21 protein-coding genes are annotated in these 24,371 nt (G+C 38.6%); 11 read left to right on the top strand and 10 right to left on the bottom strand.

Features of this window, described 5'->3' with window-relative positions:
* Window positions 1-128: 128 nt before the first annotated feature.
* Window positions 129-5,654: an alpha-2-macroglobulin family protein gene (locus Q763_RS13430; protein ID WP_035135178.1), complete on the top strand. Its 5,526-nt coding sequence runs from the start codon at window positions 129-131 to the stop codon at window positions 5,652-5,654.
* Window positions 5,627-7,996, top strand: coding sequence for a penicillin-binding protein 1C (pbpC, locus tag Q763_RS13425; protein ID WP_035135176.1), 2,370 nt, complete (start codon window positions 5,627-5,629; stop codon window positions 7,994-7,996). The genes Q763_RS13430 and pbpC overlap by 28 nt, the downstream gene beginning before the upstream one ends.
* A 60-nt stretch (window positions 7,997-8,056) precedes the next feature.
* Here the strand turns inward: pbpC and Q763_RS13420 are convergent, their stop codons facing one another.
* Window positions 8,057-8,644 carry a hypothetical protein gene (locus tag Q763_RS13420; RefSeq protein ID WP_157499440.1) on the bottom strand — a complete coding sequence of 196 codons (588 nt, stop codon included), beginning with the start codon at window positions 8,642-8,644 and terminating at the stop codon, window positions 8,057-8,059.
* A 185-nt stretch (window positions 8,645-8,829) separates the two neighbouring features.
* Between Q763_RS13420 and Q763_RS13415 the strand changes: the two genes are divergently transcribed.
* Both Q763_RS13415 and Q763_RS13410 read left to right on the top strand, forming a co-directional pair.
* Window positions 8,830-9,702: an AraC family transcriptional regulator gene (locus tag Q763_RS13415; protein ID WP_035135172.1), complete on the top strand. Its 873-nt coding sequence runs from the start codon at window positions 8,830-8,832 to the stop codon at window positions 9,700-9,702.
* Between the two features lie 57 nt (window positions 9,703-9,759).
* Window positions 9,760-10,218 carry a gliding motility lipoprotein GldH family protein gene (locus Q763_RS13410; RefSeq protein WP_035135171.1) on the top strand — a complete coding sequence of 153 codons (459 nt, stop codon included), beginning with the start codon at window positions 9,760-9,762 and terminating at the stop codon, window positions 10,216-10,218.
* 92 nt (window positions 10,219-10,310) lie between these two features.
* On the opposite strand, the gene Q763_RS17970 is transcribed toward Q763_RS13410, so the two are convergent.
* The 3 genes from Q763_RS17970 to Q763_RS13395 all read right to left on the bottom strand — a co-directional run bounded on the left by Q763_RS17970 (window position 10,311) and on the right by Q763_RS13395 (window position 13,116).
* Entirely contained in the window at window positions 10,311-10,793 is a 483-nt protein-coding gene (locus Q763_RS17970) for a hypothetical protein (protein WP_052123445.1), read from the bottom strand.
* A 74-nt stretch (window positions 10,794-10,867) separates the two neighbouring features.
* Window positions 10,868-12,424 (bottom strand): Rne/Rng family ribonuclease, encoded by a 1,557-nt coding sequence (locus Q763_RS13400; RefSeq protein WP_157484091.1) that lies wholly within the window; start codon window positions 12,422-12,424, stop codon window positions 10,868-10,870.
* 395 nt (window positions 12,425-12,819) lie between these two features.
* On the bottom strand, window positions 12,820-13,116 hold the full coding sequence (locus tag Q763_RS13395) for an HU family DNA-binding protein (protein WP_035135169.1): 297 nt from the start codon (window positions 13,114-13,116) through the stop codon (window positions 12,820-12,822).
* Window positions 13,117-13,263: 147 nt separating this feature from the next.
* On the opposite strand from Q763_RS13395, the gene mutY reads away from it, so the two are divergent.
* The 4 genes from mutY to gldD are packed head-to-tail and all read left to right on the top strand — an operon-like array spanning window position 13,264 to window position 16,698.
* Window positions 13,264-14,304 (top strand): A/G-specific adenine glycosylase, encoded by a 1,041-nt coding sequence (gene mutY / locus Q763_RS13390; RefSeq protein ID WP_035135167.1) that lies wholly within the window; start codon window positions 13,264-13,266, stop codon window positions 14,302-14,304.
* Between the two features lie 41 nt (window positions 14,305-14,345).
* Entirely contained in the window at window positions 14,346-14,819 is a 474-nt protein-coding gene (locus Q763_RS13385; RefSeq protein WP_035135165.1) for a single-stranded DNA-binding protein, read from the top strand.
* Window positions 14,820-14,842: 23 nt separating this feature from the next.
* Window positions 14,843-16,129 (top strand): gliding motility-associated protein GldE, encoded by a 1,287-nt coding sequence (locus Q763_RS13380; RefSeq protein WP_035135164.1) that lies wholly within the window; start codon window positions 14,843-14,845, stop codon window positions 16,127-16,129.
* Window positions 16,129-16,698 carry a gliding motility lipoprotein GldD gene (gldD, locus tag Q763_RS13375; RefSeq protein WP_035135163.1) on the top strand — a complete coding sequence of 190 codons (570 nt, stop codon included), beginning with the start codon at window positions 16,129-16,131 and terminating at the stop codon, window positions 16,696-16,698. The genes Q763_RS13380 and gldD overlap by 1 nt, the downstream gene beginning before the upstream one ends.
* Window positions 16,699-16,751: 53 nt before the next feature.
* Here gldD and Q763_RS13370 read toward each other — a convergent pair whose 3' ends face one another.
* Window positions 16,752-17,300 (bottom strand): heavy-metal-associated domain-containing protein, encoded by a 549-nt coding sequence (locus Q763_RS13370; RefSeq protein WP_084596074.1) that lies wholly within the window; start codon window positions 17,298-17,300, stop codon window positions 16,752-16,754.
* 113 nt (window positions 17,301-17,413) lie between these two features.
* Between Q763_RS13370 and Q763_RS13365 the strand changes: the two genes are divergently transcribed.
* Window positions 17,414-18,280, top strand: a complete 867-nt coding sequence (locus Q763_RS13365; protein WP_035135162.1) for a DMT family transporter — start codon at window positions 17,414-17,416, stop codon at window positions 18,278-18,280.
* Window positions 18,281-18,350: 70 nt separating this feature from the next.
* On the opposite strand, the gene Q763_RS13360 is transcribed toward Q763_RS13365, so the two are convergent.
* Both Q763_RS13360 and Q763_RS13355 read right to left on the bottom strand, forming a co-directional pair.
* Window positions 18,351-20,393 carry a M16 family metallopeptidase gene (locus Q763_RS13360; RefSeq protein WP_035135160.1) on the bottom strand — a complete coding sequence of 681 codons (2,043 nt, stop codon included), beginning with the start codon at window positions 20,391-20,393 and terminating at the stop codon, window positions 18,351-18,353.
* Between the two features lie 15 nt (window positions 20,394-20,408).
* The gene (locus Q763_RS13355) at window positions 20,409-21,734 is read right to left on the bottom strand and encodes a M16 family metallopeptidase (protein ID WP_035135158.1); all 1,326 of its coding nucleotides are present in this window, start codon (window positions 21,732-21,734) and stop codon (window positions 20,409-20,411) included.
* 202 nt (window positions 21,735-21,936) lie between these two features.
* Here Q763_RS13355 and rplU point away from each other — a divergent pair, with 202 nt between their 5' ends.
* Complete coding sequence (gene rplU, locus Q763_RS13350) at window positions 21,937-22,296, top strand: 50S ribosomal protein L21 (RefSeq protein WP_035135157.1); 360 nt, start codon at window positions 21,937-21,939, stop codon at window positions 22,294-22,296.
* Window positions 22,297-22,320: 24 nt separating this feature from the next.
* Window positions 22,321-22,581: a 50S ribosomal protein L27 gene (gene rpmA, locus Q763_RS13345; RefSeq protein ID WP_035135155.1), complete on the top strand. Its 261-nt coding sequence runs from the start codon at window positions 22,321-22,323 to the stop codon at window positions 22,579-22,581.
* Window positions 22,582-22,629: 48 nt separating this feature from the next.
* On the opposite strand, the gene Q763_RS13340 is transcribed toward rpmA, so the two are convergent.
* From Q763_RS13340 to aat, 3 genes are all read right to left on the bottom strand, one after another.
* Window positions 22,630-23,100, bottom strand: a complete 471-nt coding sequence (locus tag Q763_RS13340; protein WP_035135153.1) for a hypothetical protein — start codon at window positions 23,098-23,100, stop codon at window positions 22,630-22,632.
* A gap of 105 nt (window positions 23,101-23,205) precedes the next feature.
* A complete protein-coding gene (locus Q763_RS13335) occupies window positions 23,206-23,565 on the bottom strand; it encodes a hypothetical protein (RefSeq protein ID WP_035135151.1) in 360 nt (119 codons plus the stop codon).
* 40 nt (window positions 23,566-23,605) lie between these two features.
* A complete protein-coding gene (gene aat, locus Q763_RS13330) occupies window positions 23,606-24,241 on the bottom strand; it encodes a leucyl/phenylalanyl-tRNA--protein transferase (protein WP_035135149.1) in 636 nt (211 codons plus the stop codon).
* Window positions 24,242-24,371 lie beyond the last annotated feature (130 nt).

The following is a 24,371-nucleotide window of genomic DNA, read 5'->3' as shown; positions in this document are numbered from 1 at the left end:
TTGAAAAATCACTGATTTAGGGTAGCTGATTTTTAATGAATTAATCATAAATTTACTACAATAAAACCAATCCTGTTTTAGTTATAGCTTTATGTTGTAACTATCTGTAAAACAAACCATACCGGCCTATGAAAACCTTTAAGCTGATACTGCTTTTTGCAGCTGTCGCCATTTTGCATTCGTGTTCGAAAAAATCTTCTGAAGATTTTGAGTCTGATTTCTCCCAATACAGGGAATACATTACGAGTTTCACCTCGGGAGTAATATCCACACATGCCGATATTGGTGTGGGATTAGCATTTGATAAAAAGGAATGGCAGTTAAACCAGGAACTGGACAGCGATTATTACAGTATATCGCCTTCGGTAGCGGGTAAAGTAATTTATCTTCCGGGTAACATGATTGCTTTTAAGCCGGATCAGCCTCTTAAATCAGGTACAGAGTACAGGGTTACCCTGCATCTGTCTGAATTTATAGACCTGCCTAAAGAACTGAAGGATTTTAACTTCATCGTAAAAACGCTGGAGCAGGACTTTATGGTAACCACAAAAGATTTACAGTCGTACAGCAAAGACGTTCAGTTTCTTAATGCCGAGCTCAGAACCAGTGATTACATTGATGCCGCTACGGCAAAAAAACTGGTAAGGGCCGAACAGGATGGCAGGCAACTGGCTATCCGTTTTGACGAGAAGCTGGCTTCACAAACAGAGTTTCCTTTTATAATAGACAGTATACAGCGACAGGAGGAAGACTCCAATATAAAAATTATATGGAACGGTAAGCCCTTTGATATTGACAGGGAAGGATCGGAAGAATTTACCATTCCGGGAAAAAATAACTTTAAGGTTATCGGTATAGATGTTTCTCTTGCCGATAGTCAGGTAATGTATATTAACTTTTCAGACCCGCTTAAAAAAGAGCAGAATTTTGACGGACTGGTATCGGTACAGGGAGTAAGTAACCTTAAGTTTTCGGTAGACGGTAACCTGTTAAAAGTATTCTTTTCAGATGCATTAACAGGTAGCTTATTGGTTGAGGTTTTTCAGGGTATAGAAAGTACAGATGGTTATAAAACAAAGGAAACCTACTCTACCAAAGTACTGTTTGAGCAGTTAAAGCCTGAAGTGAAATTTTTAAAGAGCGGTACTATACTGCCGGGTTCTAATAACCTTAAACTTAATTTCCAGGCGGTAAACCTTAGTGCAGTAGATGTTAAGGTATACAGGATATATGAAAACAATATACTTCAGTTTTTGCAGGAAAACGAAATTAACGGAAGTTATATAAGGAACGTGGCCCTACCGGTTGCTAAAAAAACAATTACACTGAATACTGATAAGATGGCTGATTACAGCAAGTGGAACTCCTATGCGCTGGATCTTTCAACCATCATAACGCCTGAAAAGGGAGCCATATACAGGGTAGAAATGGGAATTAAAAAAGCCTATTCGCTATACAGATGTGATTCGGGTGAATCGACTGAAGAAAGTGATGATGCAGAAGCTGAAGAAGACCAGGAACTGGAAGAGTACTACCCTGGTATGAGAGGTGATTATGATTATTACGACTACTACGATTATGATTACGACTGGAGGGATAGAGACAACCCTTGCACTAAATCTTATTTCTATAACAGGGATATAGCTACTAATGTACTGGCTAGTGATCTTGGTGTTATTGCTAAGCGTGGTGAGGACAACAGTTATTATTTTGCAGTAAGCAGTATAATTACCACTGAGGCTGTAGCCGGAGCAAAAGTAGCCATTTACAACTACCAGCAGCAAAAACTGGCAGAGGGCGAAACAAACGGCGACGGAGCCATTACCTTAACCAGTGATAAGCATGCTTATTTTGCCATAGTTAAAAAAGGCGATAATACGACCTATGTGAAAATGGGCGAGGGTAACTCACAATCGGTAAGTAATTTTGATGTAGACGGTACCCGCCTGCAAAAAGGACTTAAAGGCTATGTATATGGCGAGCGTGGTGTATGGCGTCCGGGAGATACTTTGTTCATTGGCTTTATACTAAATGATAAAGCGGCTAAACTGCCACCATCACACCCTATAAAACTTAGACTGAGTGACCCTAACGGTAAAATGGTTTATGAAACGGTACAGTCGCACAGTGCTAAAAATCATTATAAGTTCATTGTACCAACGCAGCAGTCGGCACCAACAGGAAACTGGCAGGCTGTGGTATCTGTAGGAGGGGCTAAATTCTATAAAAGCATAAAAATTGAAACCATTAAGCCAAACAGGCTTAAAATCAAAAACGGTTTTGACGGTAAAACTATATATGCTTCACAAAAAAATGTGGCTAAGGTAGATGTGGCCTGGTTACACGGAGCTGTGGCAAAAGACCTGAAACTGGAAATGCAGGCGAAATTTCTGAACCAGAAAACTACATTTAAAGGTTATGTAAACTATCAGTTTGACGACCCGGCACAACGATTCAGTACCGAGGAAATGAACATTTTTGCCGGTAAGACTGATGCTAACGGTACGGCAACAGTAACACTACAGCCTAAACTGCAGGTACGTGCACCGGGTATGCTTAAAACGGTAATCATGACCAAGGCCTATGAGAAAGGCGGTGACTTTAGTACCGATGTTATAACATCTACTTATTCACCTTATGATACCTATGTAGGAGTTAGGCTTCCGGAAGGAAACAAATATGGTATACTGGAAAACGGTAAGAGCAATAAAATTGAGGTAGCAACCGTAAGTGATAACGGTAAACCTAAAGCTAAGCGACAACTTACAGCTAAAGTATTTAAGGTAAGATGGAGCTGGTGGTGGGATGCCTCTCACGGTAATGTGTCTTCATACAGTTCGGCGATATCAAATACTCCGTACTATGAAACCGAAATCACTACCGATGCTAATGGTAAGGCAAGCTTTAATTTCTCTACCGATAAAAACGAATGGGGCAGGTTCCTTATCAGAGTTACTGATGAAGATGGCGGGCACTCGGCAGGTGGAACCATACTTATAGATTACCCATACTGGTCCGGGCGTACTAAGAACAACGGTGGTGATGAGGCAAAAATGCTGGTATTTACTACTGATAAAGAGAAATACAGTGTAGGCGAAAAAGTAAAAGTTTCCTTCCCGTCAAGTGAGGGAGGCAGGGCTTTGGTTTCGTTAGAGAACGGATCAAAAGTGCTTGAAACCTATTGGGTGAAAACCGAAAAAGGCGAAACCCAGATGGAGATTCCGGTAACGGCAAAAATGGCACCTAATGTGTATGTGAACGTTACCATGATTCAGCCGCACGCAACAAGTAAAAACGATTCGCCAATAAGGCTGTATGGTATTATCCCTATTGAGGTGGTAGATAAAAACACCATACTGGAACCGCAAATAAGCATGCCGGACGTACTAAGACCGGAACAGAAATTTACTGTTAAGGTAAATGAGAAAACAGGTAAGGGAATGACCTATACATTGGCTATTGTAGACGAAGGTCTTTTAGATCTTACCCGCTTTAAAACGCCTAACGCATGGAACAGTTTCTATGCTAAAGAAGCACTTGGGGTTAAAACATGGGATGTGTATGACGATGTTATAGGAGCTTACGGAGGTAAGGTAAACCAGATATTCAGTATAGGTGGTGACGAAGACCTTGGTGGTGGTAAGGCTAAAAAAGCCAACCGATTTAAACCTGTAGTGGTGTATTTAGGTCCGTTTACTATTGGTAAGGGAGAAACAAAATCACACGAAATCACATTGCCAAAATATGTAGGTTCTGTACGTACTATGGTGGTGGCTTCAAACAAGGATCAAAGTGCTTACGGAAGCGCAGAGAAAGCAACTCCGGTAAGGAGTCCGTTAATGCTGTTGGCATCATTACCAAGAAAAGTAACACCGGGCGAGAAGGTAACCCTTCCGGTAACGGTATTTGCCATGGAGAAACATGTTAAGAATGTAACCGTACAGGTAAAAACCAATAACGGATTTATAGTGAATGGCTCGGCAAAACAAACCGTATCGTTTAACAGTCCGGATGAGAAAGTGGCTTACTTTGATCTTGAAGTGGGTAATCTAACCGGTATTGGTAAGGTTGAAATACAGGCCTTCTCGGGTAGTGAAAAGGCAAGCTATGAGGTGGAGCTGGATATAATGAATCCTAATCCTGTAACGACCGACTTTAAAACAGTGGTGCTTGATCCTAACAGTACCGCAACGATAGACTGGGAATCTTTTGGTATACCGGGAAGTAACAAAGCTAAACTGGAGGTTTCTTCATTCCCTTCAATCGATTTTAACAGAAGACTGGATTACCTTATACAGTATCCGCACGGATGTTTAGAGCAAACCACATCAAGTGTGTTCCCACAGTTATACCTAAGTGATATTGCCGATATAGATGAGGCAAGAAAACAGAAAATACAACGTAACGTTGCTGCCGGTATAGAAAGACTGGCGCAATTCCAGGTAGCAAGCGGAGGTTTTGTGTACTGGCCGGGTAATGAAAATCCGGACGACTGGGGTTCAAGTTACGTAGGGCACTTCCTTATAGAAGCAGAGAAAAAAGGCTACGCTTTACCGTTAAATGCTAAAAAGCAATGGCTGTCGTACCAAAAGAAAATGGCAAGACAGTGGCGTTACAGCGAAGGCTATCATAACGATTTTGCACAGGCTTACAGGTTATATACACTGGCGCTTGCAGGAGCTGCCGACCTGTCGTCAATGAACAGGTTAAGGGAAACAAGAGGAATAAGCAACCAAGCCAAATTAAGGCTTGCAGCCGCTTATGCCCTTGCCGGACAGAAAAACACAGGACAGTCATTACTAAACCAAAGCAATATAGATAGTGATTACAGTAGCGGAAGAGGCCATTATTACTACTATGGCTCGGCAGAGCGTAACAGGGCTATGGCGCTGGAAACACTGGTTGTTTTAGGACAGAAACAAAAAGCATTTGATGTGGCTAACAAGCTTGCAGAAGCCTTATCGTCTAAAGAATGGATGAGTACGCAAACTACGGCTTACTGTTTGTATGCGATGTCTAAATTCGCTAAAGAGAATGGCGGTAAGGGTATTGATGTAGCCTATACCAGTGCCGGGAAGACGCAAAACATTACAACAGGTAAAACGTTTGCCGACAGGGCGCTTACGGTATCGGCTAATAATTCGGTAACGGTTAAAAATAACAAAGCGGCAACGTTGTATGTAAAAGTGGTTTACAGTGGTATATTACCTGTAGGGCAGGAACAAACCGAACAAAAAGGATTTACTACAAGAATAAACTTTAAGGACAGAGCCGGTAATAGTATTGATCCTGTTTCCCTTGCACAGGGAACCGAGTTTGTTGCTGAGGTATATGTAACCAATACTACAGGAGACAGGGTAGATAATGTGGCACTTACCCAAATAGTACCTTCGGGTTGGGAAATAGTGAACACAAGGTTTACCGACTTTGGAGAAGCTACCGAAAACAAGGTGGATTATACTGATATAAGAGACGATAGGACTAATTTCTATTTCACAATAACTCCGCATCAAACCAAAACATTCAGGATACTGCTTAATGCGTCTTATCCGGGAAGTTATTACCTGCCGGGTGTACAGTGTGAGGCAATGTATGATGACTCGTATATAGCGAGAACGAAAGGACAATGGGTGAAAGTAGAAAAACAGCAATAATAAACTGGATTAAAAAGCGCAGGATAAAACTGGGAATAGGTTTTATCCTGCTGCTTATCTATTATTTTTCTTTACCAAAAGTACTTTTTCAGGAACCTTACTCAACAGTGATTGAAAGTGCAGAGGGTGATTTGCTTTCGGCACGTATCGCTGCCGACGGGCAATGGCGCTTTCCTGCTCAGGACAGTGTGCCTTACAAATTCAAAAAGTGTATTGTTTACTTTGAGGATCAGTATTTTTACAGTCATCCCGGTTTTAATCCTGTAGCCATTGTTAAGGCTATAGGGCAAAATTACAGGGCAGGCAAAGTGGTTAGGGGCGGCAGTACCCTTACCCAGCAGGTAATACGCCTTTCAAGAGACGGTAAAAAGCGCAGTTACTTTGAAAAATTTATTGAGCTTATATTGGCAACCCGCCTTGAGTTTAGGTGCAGTAAGGATGATATACTAAACCTGTATGCGGCACACGCACCTTATGGAGGTAATGTGGTAGGGCTGGAAATGGCATCATGGCGTTATTTCGGTGTTCAGCCACATCAGTTATCATGGGCAGAAACGGCTACGCTTGCAGTATTGCCTAATGCTCCAAGCCTTATCTATCCAGGTAAAAACCAGCAAAGGTTACTAAACAAACGTAACAGGCTATTAAAAAAGCTGTATGAGGAAGAGATAATTGACAAGGATACCTACGAACTTTCCATACTGGAAGAACTTCCGCAAAAACCGTATGAACTTCCGCAGGCGGCACAGCACCTGTTACAGAATATAGCCAAAACCCACGAAGGACAACGTATAAAAACCACAGTAAGTAACAGGATACAAAACAGGGTAAACCAGATTGCTGCCCGTTATTATGGCGAATACAAGCAAACCGAGATTTATAATCTTGCCATACTGGTAGTAGATGTAAAAACAAGGGATATTATAGCTTATGTGGGTAACTCTCCCACGAATAAGGCGCATCAAAAGGATGTTGATATTATTCCTGCGCCAAGGAGTACGGGGAGTGTATTAAAACCATTACTGTTTGCTTCCATGCTAAATGATGGCGAACTATTACCTAATACCTTGGTGGCTGATGTACCTACATACATATCGGGGTATAGTCCTAAAAATTTCAATAATACGTATGACGGAGCCGTACCCGCACAAAAGGCATTGGCAAGGTCGTTAAATGTTCCTGCGGTACTTATGCTGAAGGACTATGGGATTTATCGTTTTTACGAACAGTTGCAACGACTGAAATTATCGGATATAAAACAGCACCCTAACCACTATGGACTATCGCTTATACTGGGAGGTGCCGAATCTAACTTATGGGATTTATGCCGTGCTTATGCCGGGTTGAGCTCCACGCTTAATTACTACAATGCCCATGATGCCAAATACAGGGAGAATGAGTTTGTAGATCTTAACTGGGATAGTAGTGTAAAAAGGGATTTTGGAGATGAGGGCTTCAGTAAGCCGTTATTAGGTGCCGGATCAATATGGCTTACTTATAATGCCATGAAAGAGGTAAACCGCCCTGAGGGTGATGAAGCCTGGAAGTTTTATGATTCATCCCTTGAGATAGCTTGGAAAACAGGAACCAGTTTTGGCGGGCGTGATGCCTGGGCCATAGGTACCAATTCGAGATATGTGGTTGGTGTATGGGTAGGTAATGCGTCGGGTGAGGGAAGACCAAGCCTTACCGGGGTAGGAAGTGCTGCCCCGGTACTTTTTGATGTGTTTAACCTTATGCCAAGACCTAAAAACTGGTTTGAAACACCCTATAACGATTTGGAAGAAGCTGATATTTGTGCGTTGAGCGGGCATTTGGCTGGGCCGGACTGTCCTGTTTCCAAACAATGGATTCCTGTAAGCCACAGGCAAACCGAAACCTGTCCGTATCACAGGCTGGTGCATTTGGATACCGACGGGCAGTATCAGGTTAACAGTAATTGTGAAAGTGTAGATAATATAGTAACCAAATCATGGTTTGTATTGCCTCCGGTAATGGAATGGTATTACAGGAGTAACCACCTTAACTATGTTTCACTGCCTCCGTTTAGGGATGACTGTACCGGTACTACAGCAAATGTTATGGATTTTATTTATCCTAAAGATGACAGCAAGGTATATCTAACTAAAGATTTTAACGGGGAATTACAACCTATTGTGCTTAAGGCAGCCCATACAAGGGCAAATGCAAGGCTTTTTTGGTATCTTGACGACCAATACCTGGGAGAAACCCAAACGTTTCATGAAATGCCTGTAATAACCCAAACGGGGAGTTATTACCTAACCGTTACCGATGAACAGGGACATGAACTGAAACGTAAAATAGAAGTAATAAGTAAATAAAAGCAAAACAGCTCCCTTATCAAAAAGGAAGCTGCCGCATATTCAGAATTAATTATGGGTTTATTTTGAAATAGTCTCTGTGAACATTTTGTCGTTATAGCTTACTACAAAAGTGAATTCTTTTGAGAAAATTTTTGAAGTATTGAATTTTTTAGCCACTTTACCATCTTTTAGGTTCTGGTTGTAAAGCTCTCCGCTGTTCTCATCATAAAGTGTGATGTTTACAGGAGTATTTACTTTACCCGGAACGGTTACAATAAAAGTATCTCCACTTTTAGAAATAACCGGTTTGTAAGTCTCTTCCACAGCTTTTTCAGAAATAGAAGCAGTTTCTTTTACAACGCTTATTTCATAACGAGCCACTTTTGCTGCAGTTTCTGCCTCAAGGTAGTAAATACCTTCAGGGAAAGCAGTAAGGTCATACGTTCTGTTAATCGCGTTAGATCCTGATACTTTTTCGTTAAAGATTAATTCTTCTTTACTGTTATATATAGAGAACGTAACTGTTTCTGCATCCACAACAGAAAAACTAACTGTTTTTCCTGTTTCGTTTGTCACTTTCAGTGAAAAATCATATTCACCCGCACTAACACCAAACGTTGTTAATAACATCGCTAAGGCTAAACCAATTTTCGCAAAATTTTTCATAATTAAAAGTTTTAAGGTTCAACTCCTGTTTCTATGTTGCTAAATTACTATGTTTAAGTGGTGATGATTACTCCACAATTTTCTAATTTATATACTATATTAACTTTACTAAAACGTTTTAGTGTTAATTTTGGTAAATATGTGTAATTTTTAGGTAATTTTGTGAAGTCTAAAAAATCGAAAACATGAAATCACTAAAGGCTACTTTTGAGGTAATTGAACCTGCTTTCGGCAGTTCGTTTTATTACTCGCAGTATGTACAGAGTGCAAATGTAAAAGCACATGTTTGGCATTACCATCCTGAAATAGAGCTGGTGTTTGTAAACGGCGGTTCGGGTAAACGGCAAATAGGTACGCATTTATCCTATTATACTGATGGCGACCTTATACTCATTGGTAGTAACCTGCCACACTGTGGGTTTACCGACAGTACTACCGGAAACAGGAATGAAACGGTAATACAAATGAAGCCAGATTTTTTAGGACAGGGGTTTTTAGGTATACCCGAAATGAAAAACATTCAGCATCTTTTTGAAAGAGCGAAAACCGGACTGGCTTTTGGCGAGGAAACCAAAGCAAGACTGGGGGAGAAAATAGAGGAGCTTAATGATATGCCTTATTTTAAACGATTGCTTGCCCTGCTTGATATATTGAATGATCTGGAAATGGCATCTGATTTTAAAGTGCTAAATGCACAGGGGCTTACTATGGAAATGCAGGTGCAGGATAATAATCGCTTAAATACTGTTTTTAATTATGTGAAAGATCATTTTAAGGAACAGATTCCGCTGGAGGAGGTAGCCGATAAGGTGAGTATGACCGTACCTTCTTTTTGCCGATACTTTAAAAAGATAACTAATAAAACATTTACACGCTTTGTGAACGAATACCGTGTGGTACACGCTTCTAAATTACTCGCAGAAAAACCCATTGGGATAACCGAGGTATGCTACGAAAGCGGATTTAATAATTTCAGTCATTTTAATAAAGCCTTTAAGGAGTTTACGGGAAAGAGTGCTTCGCAGTACAGAAAGGAACTTAAATCGGTTATAGAATAAGGATTGGGTTTATGGAAAATTATGTATATTGAAACACTATACAAACCATAACTCACTATGAAAAAACTGTTTTTACTGCTATCACTACTTATCCTAACTTCGTGTACCCAATTTGGAATATTTAGTGAAACCATAAAAGATTTTGACAATAACCGATGGGAAAAAAACGATACTAAAAGTTTTTCTTTCCAAATTAATGAAGATGTGGATAAGGCAAATCTTGAAATACTGTTTTCCCATGTACATGAACCGGGATATGATAAGGTTCCTGTCGAGATTACTTTTAAAAAAGCAGACGGAAGTGAAGAAATTATTAAGACCGATTTATTGTTAACAGACGGGAATGGTAAGAGTTATTCGGAATGTATTGGAGATGTTTGTGATTTGGAACAAACCGTAAAAGAAAATTTTACCCTTGCCAAAGGGGATTATACAATAACTATTTCCAATACAACAAATCTGCCTTATTTGCCTAATGTAATTGCTCTTGGTATAGGTGTTGAGACTGCCGAATAATTATAGTTAAGCAATATTCCTGCTTTAAATATTACAGGTGATATATCTTAAGATTTACAAAAGTGGGGTAGTATGATACATTTTGACGGAGATTATTGCCTCATTCTTTTGGTGAGTTCCTCTTCAAATGTTATTCTTGTTTCTTTGTAACCTCTTCTTGCCTTGTTGTATTTAATTACAGTTTCCTTTTCTTTTAAATAATCTATGCCGGACTTTAATTCTGAGTTTGAAAGCTCCTTTGGGTTTTTGAAAAGCATTTCACGGGTAAATGTTTCTTCTTCCTCCTGTTCGTTTTCAACAAGGTAAGCCTGCTCTTTAATATCGTTTGTAATGACTTCTGTAATAGTATATTTTGAGAGGTTTAACTCATCGCGGTTAATAATGGTGAGGTACTCCTCTCCGGTTTCCAAATCATAGTGATTACCGCTTATACCCTTAGCCTTTAGACTTTTAAAAGCCTTTCCGTTAAAATATACGGTACGTCCGGTTTTTGAAAAAGTAACAAGCCCTATCCATGCGGGACCATTGTCGCTATAGCCCGATTTTAGTTCGATATATTTAATTTGTGGTTTCATGGTTTGATTGGAATACACTAAATATAAAAACAAAAAAAACCGTTCCAAAAAAAATTGAAACGGTTTTTAAAACTTTATTCGCTGATAGCGTTTCCTTTGCTATCAAAAAAGTGGTATTCTAAATACGTGTAAGCGTCACGTGGTATGATTTTCACCCATTTTTTATGTTCAAAAAACCATTTTGAACGTATAGATGGAAAACCTTTGGTAAGGTATGCTGCCACAAAAGGGTGTGCGTTAAGCACTATTTTTTTATGGCTTTTAACAATTCTTTCTAATTCGGCCGTAATACGGTCTACAACCAGTATAGGAGCTTCAATTTCTCCGGCAACCTTGTTAGGGTCTTCTTCTCTGGTTTTAATATTAACCTCTGGCCTTACGCGTTGCCTTGTAATTTGGATAAGCCCAAATTTACTAGGAGGCAGGATCTTGTGTTTGGCTTTATCGTCGCTCATTTCCTGTTTAAGGAAATCGTAAAGGGTTTTTCGGTTATCAGGATTAGACATGTCTATAAAATCGACAACTATAATCCCGCCCATATCCCTTAATCGTAGCTGCCTTGCAATCTCTGCGGCAGCAATCAGGTTTACTTCAAGTGCTGTGTCTTCCTGGCTTTGTGCCTTGTTAGAGCGGTTACCGCTGTTCACGTCTATAACGTGCAGTGCTTCGGTATGCTCAATAATCAGGTAGGCACCTTTGCTCATGGAAACGGTTTTTCCAAATGAAGTTTTAATTTGCCTTTCAATACTGTATTTTTCAAACAGTGGCAAATCCCTGTTTTGGTATAGCTTAACGATATTCGCTTTTTGAGGAGCTATCTCCTGCAGATAGTCCTTTGTTTGATAAAATAGGTCCTCATCATCAACATGAATACCGGTAAAGGTATCGTTGAATATGTCCCTTAGCATAGAGGAAACCTTGTTTACTTCGCCCAAAACTTTAGAAGGGTGGTGGGCTGTAGGGATACGTTTACACATTGCAATCCATTTGTCATGCAAGTTTTGTAAATCTTTATCCAGTTCGGCTACTTTTTTGCCTTCGGCTACTGTTCTCACAATAACACCAAAACCTTTTGGTTTGATAGACAGAACCAGTCTTTTTAATCGGTCTTTTTCTTCTTTAGAGTCAATTTTCTGTGAAATTGAAACCCTGTCTGAGAAAGGAACCAGTACTACATATCTTCCGGCCAGTGAAAGCTCTGAGCTTATCCTTGGGCCTTTTGTAGATATGGGTTCTTTAACTACCTGAACCAAAACCGACTGATTGGCGCTCAATACATCTGTAATGGCTCCGTCTTTGTCGATCTCTTTTTCAAAAGGGAAGTTTTTAAGGGTGAAATCTTTTATTTTACCTGCGCTTACAAGTTTTATGAATTTTAACAGGGAGGGCAAATTAGGCCCCAGGTCATGATAATGTAAAAAGGCATCTTTTTCAAAGCCTACATTTACAAAGGCGGCATTAAGGCCGGCAACCGGTTTTCTTATTTTGGCTATAAATATATCGCCAACAGAAAACTTGTTTTTATCTTCCTGTTCCTTGTGTAATTCAATTAGTTTTCCATCTTTTAATAAGGCAAAATCTACGGCTTCTGAACTGGATCTGATAATTAATTCCTTGTTCACACTGTACATTTTTATCCGCATGGCTTTAGCTGTCGGTTGTCGGTTATTGGTTGTTGGCATAGTTATAATGCCATCAACTATCAACTGTCAATCATCAACCAATCTCTATACAGATGGATTAAACAATAATTTTTTTACAGGTATAAATTACCCGGCGGCTTTTTAAAAATTTAGGCTAAAAACAGATTTTAAACGAGGTTTAGAGTCTATCGTGTTGTACCTTAAAGTTTTATGTAAAGCCAATATCAATGAACTTAATTCTTAAAAAAGAAAAAGTAGTATTAAACTACTTTTTCTTTTTGTGACGGTTAGCTCTCGCTCTCTTTTTACGTTTGTGAGTCGCTACCTTATGTCTTTTTCTTTTTTTACCACTTGGCATAGTGTTAAGGTTTAGTGATTAATAATTAGTTTACTTTGACTTCAGTATTCATTTTTACTCCGTCAATGAATATTTTTGCTGGTTTAAATGCCGGAATGTTATGTGCAGGGATTTTAATGGTAGTGTTTTTAGAAATGTTTCTACCGGTTTTCTCGGCACGGGTTTTAATAATAAAGCTACCGAAACCTCTTAGATAAACATTATCTCCGGTTTCCAGGGAGTTTTTTACTTCTTCCATAAAAGACTCAACTGTTGCTTGTACATCACCTTTTTCAAGACCCAGTTTTTCCGAGATTTTCGCTACGATGTCTGCTTTCGTCATTTTTATTCTTATTTATAAGTATTTAGATATTTTACTTGTCCAAATTTTTGAGTTTGCAAATATATGAATTAAAAAAACAATTATTCAATGTTAATGTATTAAAATTTAATAACATAAACTTTTACTTTTGTTGGCTAATAAGTAATAATGGTTTTTTATAAGTCTCTAATTCAGTGGTATTTACAAAATAAGCGCGATTTGCCGTGGCGAAAAACTGACAATCCTTATTTTATATGGCTGTCAGAAATTATGCTTCAGCAAACGCGGGTGGCTCAGGGATTACCCTACTTTTTAAGCTTTACCGAAGCTTTTCCAACCGTGTTTGATCTGGCAAATGCTCCCGAAGAAAAAGTGCTTAAACTATGGCAGGGACTTGGCTATTATTCCCGTGCCCGTAACCTGCATGCTACTGCTAAACACGTGGCTTATAACCTTGACGGAAAATTTCCTGCTACCTATAAGGAGCTTTTAAAACTAAAGGGTGTAGGCGACTATACCGCTGCGGCTATTGCCTCTATATCATATGGCGAACCTGTGCCAGTGGTAGATGGTAATGTGTACAGAGTGTTGTCGCGCTATTTTGGTGTGGATACCGATATTTCTTCCACTCAGGCGAAAGTCGAATTCAGGGAGCTTGCCGGTTCCCAGTTGCCTAAAGATAATGCTGCCGACTTTAATCAGGCAATTATGGAATTTGGTGCCCTGCAATGTGTGCCTAAGAGTCCTGATTGTTCCAGTTGTATTTTTAATACTAATTGTGTAGCTTATGCTACGGGCAGGGTAAGTGAGTTGCCTGTAAAGCTTAAAAAGACAAAAGTTACCAATCGCTACTTTAATTATCTTATAGTTCAAGATGCTAACGGTAATTCGGTTATGCAAAAACGTACTGCAAAAGGGATATGGCATAATTTATATGAATTTCCGCTACTGGAAACGGTAACCGAAGTGCCTGAAAAGGAAACAATACAATTAATAAATACTTTTCCCGGATTTGATTTTCCGGTAGCCGATATAAAATTACTTACGCCTGTAAATGTGATTCATAAACTTTCACACCAGCACCTGTATATCAGGTTTTGGGAGGTGAAAACCAATAGTGTAGTAAAAAACGCACTTTCTCATGATGAACTGAGAGGTCTGCCTGTCCCTGTGGTTATCCATAATTTTATAGATAAGCATTGGGTATAGTAACTAATTTTTAGTATTTTTGAGTAAACACAGTAAAAGCCATGAACGGAACGTTAAATAAAGTTATGCTTATAGGACACTTGGGAGATGATGTAAAACTGCATTATTTTGAGGGGGGTAATTGCATAGGCAGATTTCCTCTTGCTACAAACGAGGTGTATATAAACAAACAGACTAACGAGAAAATTACTTCTACCGAATGGCACAACCTTGTGGTAAGGAATAAAGCGGCAGAGATTTGCGAAAAATACCTCACCAAAGGAGATAAAATTTATATTGAGGGCCGTATTAAGTCACGTCAATGGCAGGCTGAAGACGGCAGCACTAAGTATACAACGGAAATTCAGGTTACCGAGTTTACCTTTTTAACTACAAAAAAGGATATTGAAGGCAACGGTGGTGGTAATGCACCGGCTAAGTCTAACTATGGTAACACACAGGGTGGCGAACCTGCAAGGGATGCTAACCCGGCATCGCAAAATGTACCGGCGCCTGATGATGATCTTCCGTTCTGATTGTTTAACTAATTTGTATTATTTTGGATCCTGACCCCTCGAGTTACTTTCAAGATTATAACCTTTTAATAGGTGTAGCAGGGATACTTATCCTGCTAATATGTTCCGCTTACATGTCGGGAACAGAAGTAGCCATTTTTTCGTTAACACCAAACGATCTTGATAAGATCAATGAAGAGAATCCTAAGAAAGGGAAGCTTCTCTCTACCTTGCTTGATAAGCCTAAAAAGTTACTGGCTACCATAGTTATTACAAACAACATGTTTAATCTGGCAGTGATTATCCTGTTCTTCAGGTTGTCGTCTAACTTGTTCTCTAATGTTATTTCACCCTTGCTGAAGTTTGGGCTGGAAATACTGTTAGTAACCTTTTGCATGCTTTTGTTTGGTGAGGTAATGCCTAAACTGTATGCTTCCAGAAACAGCGTCCGTTTTTCCCAAAGTATTGCTTATCCTTTATACTTACTTAATATACTACTGTCTCCCATAAGTGTGCCTATGCGAGAAGTGACACTGGCACTTAACAAGAGGTTTGGTAATAAAAAGACCAACTTCTCTGTCGATCAGCTTTCGCAGGCATTAGAGCTTACCGATTATGGCGATGCCACACAGGAGGAACAGAAGATATTGCAGGGTATTGTATCTTTCGGGAATACCGATGTAAAGCAGGTAATGTGTCCGCGTATTGACATATTTGCACTGGAGATAGAGGAAACCTTTCAGGAGATTTTCCCTAAAATTATAGATAAGGGTTTTTCCAGGATTCCGGTATATAACGATAATATAGACCAGATTGAAGGGGTGCTTTTCGTAAAGGATCTTATTCCGCATATCGACAAGGATGAATTTAACTGGCAGGAAATAATAAGACCAGCTTTCTTTGTGCCGGAAAATAAAATGCTCGACGATTTGCTAAAGGAGTTTCAGGTAATGAAAAATCACCTTGCTATTGTTGTGGATGAGTACGGAGGGACATCGGGGCTTATTAGTCTGGAAGATATCCTTGAGGAGATAGTAGGTGATATAAGCGATGAATTTGACGACGAAGATATTATATACTCTAAAATAGATAATAATAATTACCTTTTTGACGGAAAGATAAGCCTGAAAGATTTTTACAGGATTACCGATGCTAACGAGGAGGAGTTTGACGATGCAAAAGGGGAAGCCGAAACCCTGGGCGGATTTATTTTAGAGATATCGGGAAATTTTCCTAAAAAAGGTCAAAAAATTAGCTTTAATGGCAATATATTTACCATCGAATCTGTTGATAAGAGAAGGATTAAACAAATTAAGGTTACACTTATATAATGAATACCATTAAAAGATTTTTTGCTTTAGGCGTGCTTTTACCGGCAATGGCAGTTTTTACATCATGTGGAGAAGATGTAGTACCTAAGCCCGAAGCTTATTTAAGGCTTGACTATAAGGAGGCTGATTACATGATTTATGATAAGGCATGTGCTTTAGATTTTGCAGTAAATTCTAAAGCTACCATAGTTGATAAGGGTGATTGTAATCTGGACATCCGTTATCCTGATATGAAAGCAACAGTTTATCTTACTTATAAAGATATACACAATGACTTGGAAAGACTTTTAAGAGATGTTCAAAAACATACTTATGAGCATGTTATAAAGGCCGATGGTATTCAGGAACAGCCGTTTATGATTCCTGAGAAAAAACTGTACGGAATGTTTTATGAGGTAGGGGGGGATGCGGCTACAAATGCTCAGTTTTATGTAACGGATAGTGTGAGCCATTTTATAAGCGGATCACTATACTTTTACGTAAAACCTAATTATGATTCGTTAATGCCTGCGGCAAACTACATAAAAAATGATATGCGAACCTTAATGGAAAGCATACAATGGAAATAAAAAAAGCGGCTATTAAGCCGCTTTTTTTATTTATATCGTTTAAAAAGGAATTATTACATTGTACCTTCTTTCTTAGTTTCAGATGAGCATTTTTTAGCTCCGCCACAACAGCTTTTACCTTCTTTTTTTGCATCAGAAGAAGAGCATGATTTATCATCTGCTTTCTTAGTTGTTTTTTTAGCTTTTTCCTTTTCCTGATCTACACTGTAGTAAGCTTTATCTCCCGAAGATTTTACGTCTGACACTTTGTAAGCACCGTCAGCAATTCCTTCAACTTTAGTAACTAATGTTTCAGGAGTTTGTTTTGAAGCGTCAAACGATACGGTAGCTGTCTTGCTTTCAAAATCAACTTTAGCGTCCTGTACACCTTCCATACCTGCAAGTTTACTTTCAATTGTGGCAGCACATCCCTGTGGGCATGTCATACCGTCAATTTTAAAGGTAGTAGTTTCAAGGTTAGCAGCTGTTTCGTGAGCTGTTGCTGTAGTATCATTAGTAGTTCCTTCTGCAGGAGCTTCCATATTGTTTTTAGCATTGTCTTTGCAACTTGCAAAAAGGGCTGCCGTAAGGGCAAAAAATGCAATTTTTTTAATACTGTTCATAATATATACTGTTGTAGTTAATAAACTCGTGTAAAAGAGTTTACAAAAATATGAAAAAACTATTGTCGGGAAGTTTTAAATAACGGATTTTTGGGCAAAATAAGTTAAAAAGCATGCAGTCTAAAAATTTAAAATGGTATTTGCTAATTGTATTAGCATGTGTATGGGGTAGTTCGTTTATACTAATGAAGCGTGGCCTTGAAGGGTTAACTGCTTTCCAGATGGGGGCTTTACGCATTATTTTTTGCGGACTGTTCCTCTTAATTATAGGTTTTAAGAGTCTTAAAACAATACCGCTAGGACAGTGGAAGTATATTTCCCTTACGGCACTGGTAGGTACATTTATGCCTGTTTTTCTGTTTGCAGTGGCGCAAACCGAGATAAACAGTTCGGTAAGTGCTATATTAAACTCCTTAGTGCCGCTTAATACGCTTGTTATTGGGGCACTACTATTTGGGCTGCAGTTCCAGAGGAGACAGTATTTTGGGGTTTTTATAGGTTTGATAGGAAGTGTATTATTGGTATACAACGGAGCGATGGATAATCCTAACCAAAACTACCTGTATGCTTTGTTTGTTGTGGTAGCCACAATATGCTATGCATTAAATGTAAACCTGATAAAGAAGTACCTGTCAGATCTGAGCCCGCTTAGTATTAGTGTGGGTAACTTTTCGGTAATGCTTATTCCGGCTGTAATTATATTGTTTTGTTCAGGCTTTTCAGATGTTGTAGTAAATCCCGAAGCGCAAAAAGCCATGATGTATATTGCTATACTTGGGGTAGTAGGTACAGGTATTGCTAATATAGTTTTCTTTAGGCTTATACAAATGTCGTCGCCTGTATTTGCATCATCGGTAACCTATTTAATTCCGGTTGTGGCGTGTATATGGGGGCTGTTGGATAACGAGTCGCTAAGTCTTGCACAGGGTTTTGGAGCGCTTATAATTTTAGTAGGAGTATATTTCTCAGCAAGGAAATAAAGTTTATAATTACATAATAAAAAAGGCTGCCAATAGGCAGCCTTTTGTGTATATCAAAAATCTTTAATGATTATTGGAAGTCAGCATCGCTAACACCTTCATTGATTTTTACATCAGATACAGTAAGTTCTACTTCCATACCAATGTTTATTGAGCTTTTATAAGGTATTTTAACACCTTTAACTTCTTTGTAATCGCTGTAAGGAGTTGTAACACTTACTTCTCCCTGTGGACCTTGTGCTGTTTCTATTTTAGCAACTTTAAGTCCGGTTTTAACGTCAAAGTAAATAGTAGCATCTCCGTTAACAATAGCATATACATCACTACCATTGTAGCTTTCAATACCTTTAAGAGTTATAGAAGTATCGTCTTTCATTTTTAATTCAGGGAAAGGATAAGCTTCTTTTTTGAACTCAGCTACCTGATCTTCCGGTAAAGCCTGTGTTTGACCTTGAGCCACAACAAAAGCTTTAGTTCCGTCAAATACCATTTTTTGAGTTTGCCCCATTACGCTAAGTCCCTGTGCCATTTTATTACTTGAAGTTACTTTTTTGAACACCTCAAGATTCATTCCCTGTACAGAGCCTGAAGCGGTCACAGAGATAGATTTAACACTTGAAACCGCTTTCTCACCACCAATAGCATTGATGTAGTTTTCTAAAACAGTTTTAGCAGTTACACCTGCAGGAACCGGTTTGTTAAGTACAGGTTTTGAAGCAGGAGCACCAAACTTGTCGTAATAGTTAATAGGAATGTTACGGCTTTCAAGTCCCGGTAATACATCGGCAGCTTTACCAACAATAACGATTCTTGCGTTGTTAACCTTGAAGTATTTCTGAGCAGCATTTCTGATGTCTTCCGGAGTTACTGCATTAATGTTCTTAATGTAGTTCTCGTAGAAATCTTCAGGAAGATTTTGAGTTTCTGTTCTTAGGGCGTAACCTGCAACTGTAGATGGTTTTTCAATCTGCATTACAAAGTTACCTATGTATTTAGCTTTAGCATTTTTAAGATCTTCCTCGCTTACAAGGTCAGTTCTTATTTTCTTAAGCTCGTTTAGTATCTCGACAACAGCACTGTCAGTAACGTTGTTTCTTACAGATGCAGTAGCACGGAAAGAAGTAACACGTTTGTTAGCACCAAGAGAAGAGTAAGAACCGTAAGTCCATCCGTGAGCCTCACGAAGGTTAAGGAATAAACGACCTTCACCACCACCACCAAGAATTTGGTTAGCAAGGATAGCAGCAAAGTAATCTTTGTCAGTCATTTTAAGTGTAGAAACGTTTACTACAGAGATTTCAGACTGTACAGCGTTTGGCATATCAACAAAGTCGATTTGAGTGTACTGAACATCCTTAGGGTCAGTGTAGCTTACATTTGGAGCAACAGCCGGTTTCCATGAACCGAATAATTTCTCTACCTGTTTTTTAACATCTTTTACTTTAACGTCACCTACTACTACAAGGTAAGCATTACCAGGAACGAAGTAAGTGTTGTAGTTGTTAACAACATCGTTAAGAGTAACGTTGTTAAGGGTTTCTTCGGTTACATACTCACCATTAGGGTGGTTTTTACCGTAAATTAAAAGATCTGTAACTCTTGACGATACAGCAGGAACGCTTTTCTCGTCAGATTTAAGACCTTCAATCATTTTATCTCTTTGTTTTTCAAACTCTTCCTGAGTAAATACAGGGTTAAGTGCGCCATCTGCCATTAACTCAAGTATTCTGTTAGAGTATTTTGAAAGCCCGCCTCCCGAAGCACCACTTGCCCAGAAGTTGATGTTGGCACCTAAAAAGTCAATTTCTTCATTGAATTTCTCTTTAGATATTTTTTTAGTACCACTACCTATTACCGCGCTTAAAAGGTCTGAAACACCTTTTTTGCTTCCTTCAGCATAAGGAGCGTTATCCATTGTAAGGGTATAAGATACTCTAGGTAGTTTGTGGTTTTCCACAACTAGTACTTTTAAACCGTTTTTAAGTTTAAAAGTTTCAGGTTTACCCACGTTTACTGTTGGGGCAGGACCTGGTTGTGGCATTGGTCTGTCTTGAGCCTGCATTGAAGTCACTGATAAAAACAAGCCGGCTAATATATATATAACTTTTTTCATGATATTTCTGTATGCTTAGTTTTGTGCTTTATCTGTAGCTGGAACGTAATCAAGAATTAATCTTTGGTTAGGGTTAAGATATTTCTTAGCCACTTCTCTGATTTCTTCTCTTGTAATGCTTTGGTAAATACTGTTTTCAGTATTGATAAGGTTAACATCGCCGTAAAGAAGGTAGTAAGTTGCAAGATTTTCTGCTACACCCTCTATACTTGAGTTACTGTTAACATACTGACTTTCGTACTGGTTTTTAAGTTTTTGCATTTCGTTCTCAGAGATAAGCTCAGTTTGAAGCTTTACGATTTCTTTATCAGCTTCAGCAACAAGTTCTTCAGCTGTGTGACCCTGCATTGGGATACCGTAAATGATATAAGAACCGTAGTCTTCCTGATTGTAGCTGAAAGCGCCCATTTGAAGTGCCATTTTCTCTTTGTCTACAATTCTCTTGTACATTCTTGAACTTTTACCACCGCTTAAAAGTGTTGAGATCATGTCAAGTACTCTTGCATCTCTTGTTTTCATAGAAGGAGTTCTGTAAGCAGCAACAACCATTGGAAGCTGAATGTTAGGATCTTCGTATGTAGCGTGAATAGTTTCTTTTATAGGAGCTTCTTCAAAATGCTTACGTGAAATAGGTGTTCCTTTAGGAATAGCGCTAAAGTACTGGTCTATCCATTTTTTAGTTTGGTTGATGTCAAGATCACCAGCTACAACTAAAACGGCATTGTTAGGAATATAGAATTTTTTGTTGAAAGCCTGGAACTCCTCAAGAGTTGCGGCATCAAGGTGATCCATAGAGCCTATAGTAGCCCACTGATATGGGTGAACTTTAAACAGGTTTTTTTTAACCTGTGCAATAAGGTTACCGTAAGGTTGGTTGTCTACACGTAGTCTTTTCTCCTCTTTTACTACCTCGTTTTGAGTATCAACACCAATTTGGTTGATTACCGGATGCATTAACCTTTCAGATTCCATCCAAATGGCAAGCTCAAGGTTGTTAGAAGGGAAAACCTCGTAGTAGTACGTTCTGTCGTCAGAAGTATTGGCATTGTTGTTACCGCCGTTTGCAGTAACTATTTTAAACCATTCGCCACGGGCGATGTTTTCTGTACCTTCAAATAAAAGGTGTTCGAAAAAGTGAGCAAATCCTGTTCTCTCAGGGTTTTCATCCTTAGAACCTACGTGATACATAACTGATGTAACGATAACAGGAGCCGATTTGTCCTGATGTAGGATAACATGAAGGCCATTATCCAGATCGTATTCCTCAAATGCTACTTTTTGGGCCGAAGCTACTCCGCTAAGCATAAGAAGTGAACCCAAAGCCATTAAAGATTTTTTCATAAAAATTAATAATATTTTTGATTTTGCTAATTGGTATGCAATTTCGACAATTTGTTACAATAAATGTTTATTTTTTTTTAATATTGATAATTAGGGTGTTACAAATGTGATTTTTAACTTTGTTTTTTTGGGCTAACCTGTTGTGTGATAAATATTAAGTTGTATATTTGCAAACTCAAAAAATTAATTAAACCATATTGTTATGTACGCAATCGTAGAGATAGCAGGGCAGCAATTTAAAGTTAGCAAAGACCAAAAGGTTTATGTTCACCGTCTTGAAGGTAAAGAAGGAGATGCAATTTCATTTGCAAAAGTTCTTTTACTTGATGACAACGGAACAGTTACCCTTGGCGCCCCGGCTATAGAAGGTGCTTCAGTTGAAGCCAAAGTGTTACAACACTTAAAAGGAGACAAAGTAATCGTTTTCAAAAAGAAAAGAAGAAAAGGTTACAAAGTTAAAAATGGTCACCGTCAATCATTAACACAAATTGTAATTTCAGGAATTACAGCTGGTGGTACTAAGAAAAAGGCGACTAAAAAAGCGGAAGCTACAGAAGAATAATTAACAATTAAAAACTAAAACATCATGGCTCACAAGAAAGGTGTCGGTAGTTCCAAGAACGGTAGAGAATCAGAGTCGAAACGTCTAGGCGTTAAGATTTATGGTGGACAGGCTGCTATTGCCGGTAACATTATCGTTAGACAAAGAGGTTCTAAACACAACCCGGGTGAAAACGTTTACATGGGTAAAGATCATACTTTACATGCTAAAGTTGACGGTGTTGTTAAGTTCCAGAAAAAAGCTAACAACAAATCTTTTGTTTCTATAGTTCCATTTGAAGCTTAAGAATTTGCAACAATACAAAAGCCCACTCATTGAGTGGGCTTTTTGTTTTTAGGCTCCTACCACATCATTAATTATCTGTTTCCATTTTTTTGCCAGTATCAGCTCATCTGCAAGCTGCAGGGAAACATTAGCATTGTAAAACTCCAGTGCTGCCGGTTGTTCACTGTTGTTTGCCGGTTGGAGTTCCAGTACCAGCCTGTTAATACGGTCTGACTTTTCCCTGCTATCAGGAGTGATAACCCTGCTTTCCTCTATTTTATTTAAATCAACATGTTCTATAGTATGTTTGTTACTGTCGCCTTTTAAAAAGAACAGCATACGATTTTGGGTATCTATACCAATAGCGGCATGTATCCAAATATCCTGTTGATTTATTTTACATGATTTTTCTGCTGCATAATTGCTTAATGCTGCCAGTGTTTTTTTATATTTTTTATTACTGCTGTTATGTGCTATTACTATAGGTATGATGCATACTAAAAGTAATACACCACCTATTATTGCTGTACCTAAGTCCATTTTTTGAATTGTTATATGTTTATAATGAGTTAGCCATACAGTTTTTACTGTTGGCGTGTAAAAGTTTTAGTCATGAAAATGACTACTGTAAAATGACTTAGGTGTTTACCAGAAAAAATGGAAAGGGTAAATAATATCTGTAGAAGTAAAGCGGAGCAGTGAATCTCCGTTATTGAACAGATATTGAGAATAGTTGTCCTGAATAAACCAGGTTATTGCTTTAAAACTGTTTGTTATGCTATAAAAAGGTACGTCGGCCTTTTTTGCATCAGTTTCTAATAGCTTGGTTTCGTTTGTAGCAGAATGGAAAGAAGACTTGAAGTCGGTTTTAGTGAAAAATACCTGCTCCTTAGACTTTACTATGTTAGTATTAAAGTCGAGCGTATGATTGCCCGATATACCTGTTGCTAACAGGTATATAAGAGCAATTAATGATAATGATATTTTTTTGAAATTTTCTTTCACGGGCGCAAATATACTTTATTTAAGTATAAGTGGTTTTATTTTAACGTTTTAGAATATCTAAAAAATCTTCACGGTATATTTCGCGTGCACCCAGACTTGCAAGGTGGTCATTGTATACCTGACAGTCTAAAAGCAAATACCCTGCCATTTCCAGTTGTTTGACTAAAGCTATAAAGGCTATCTTGCTGGCATTAGATGCTTTAGAGAACATACTTTCGCCACAAAATATATGGCCAAGGTCTATACCATATAGACCGCCAACAAGTTTATCATCCTGCCATACCTCTACTGATTTTGCTTTACCCAGTCTGTTAAGTTCACAGTAGGCCTCTACCATTTCGGGAGTGATCCATGTGCCGGGCTGCCCATCACGTTTTATGTTACGGCAGTTAGTAATCACATCTCTAAAAGCGATATTAAAGGTAACTTTAAAAATCCCCCTGTTTATAATATTACGCATGCTTTTAGATACCTTGAGTTCGTTAGGGAAAAGCACCATTCTTTCCGGCGGGGACCACCATAGTATGGGTTCATCATCTTCAAACCACGGGAATATACCGTTGTGGTAGGCAAGCAGTAATCTTTCGGGAGATAAATCGCCGCCTATGGCTACAATACCTTCGGGTGAGGCTTGCCGGGCAGGAGGGAAGTAAAGGTCTCTGGAAAGATAATACATAGATTAATGCACTTTGTTTGAATGCTCAAAGGTAAGCATTTACCAATTTTGATAAAAAATTAAGCACTCATTAATAAGTCAGGCTCTTTTTCAATCTGCTTAATAAAGTAGGATGGTTTGATACCGGTTT

This window comes from Flavobacterium beibuense F44-8, assembly GCF_000769915.1.
GTDB classification, from domain to species: Bacteria; Bacteroidota; Bacteroidia; order Flavobacteriales; family Flavobacteriaceae; genus Flavobacterium; species Flavobacterium beibuense.
The sequence above is the reverse complement of the archived record's forward strand: the minus strand, read 5'-3'. Positions and strand labels throughout refer to the sequence as shown.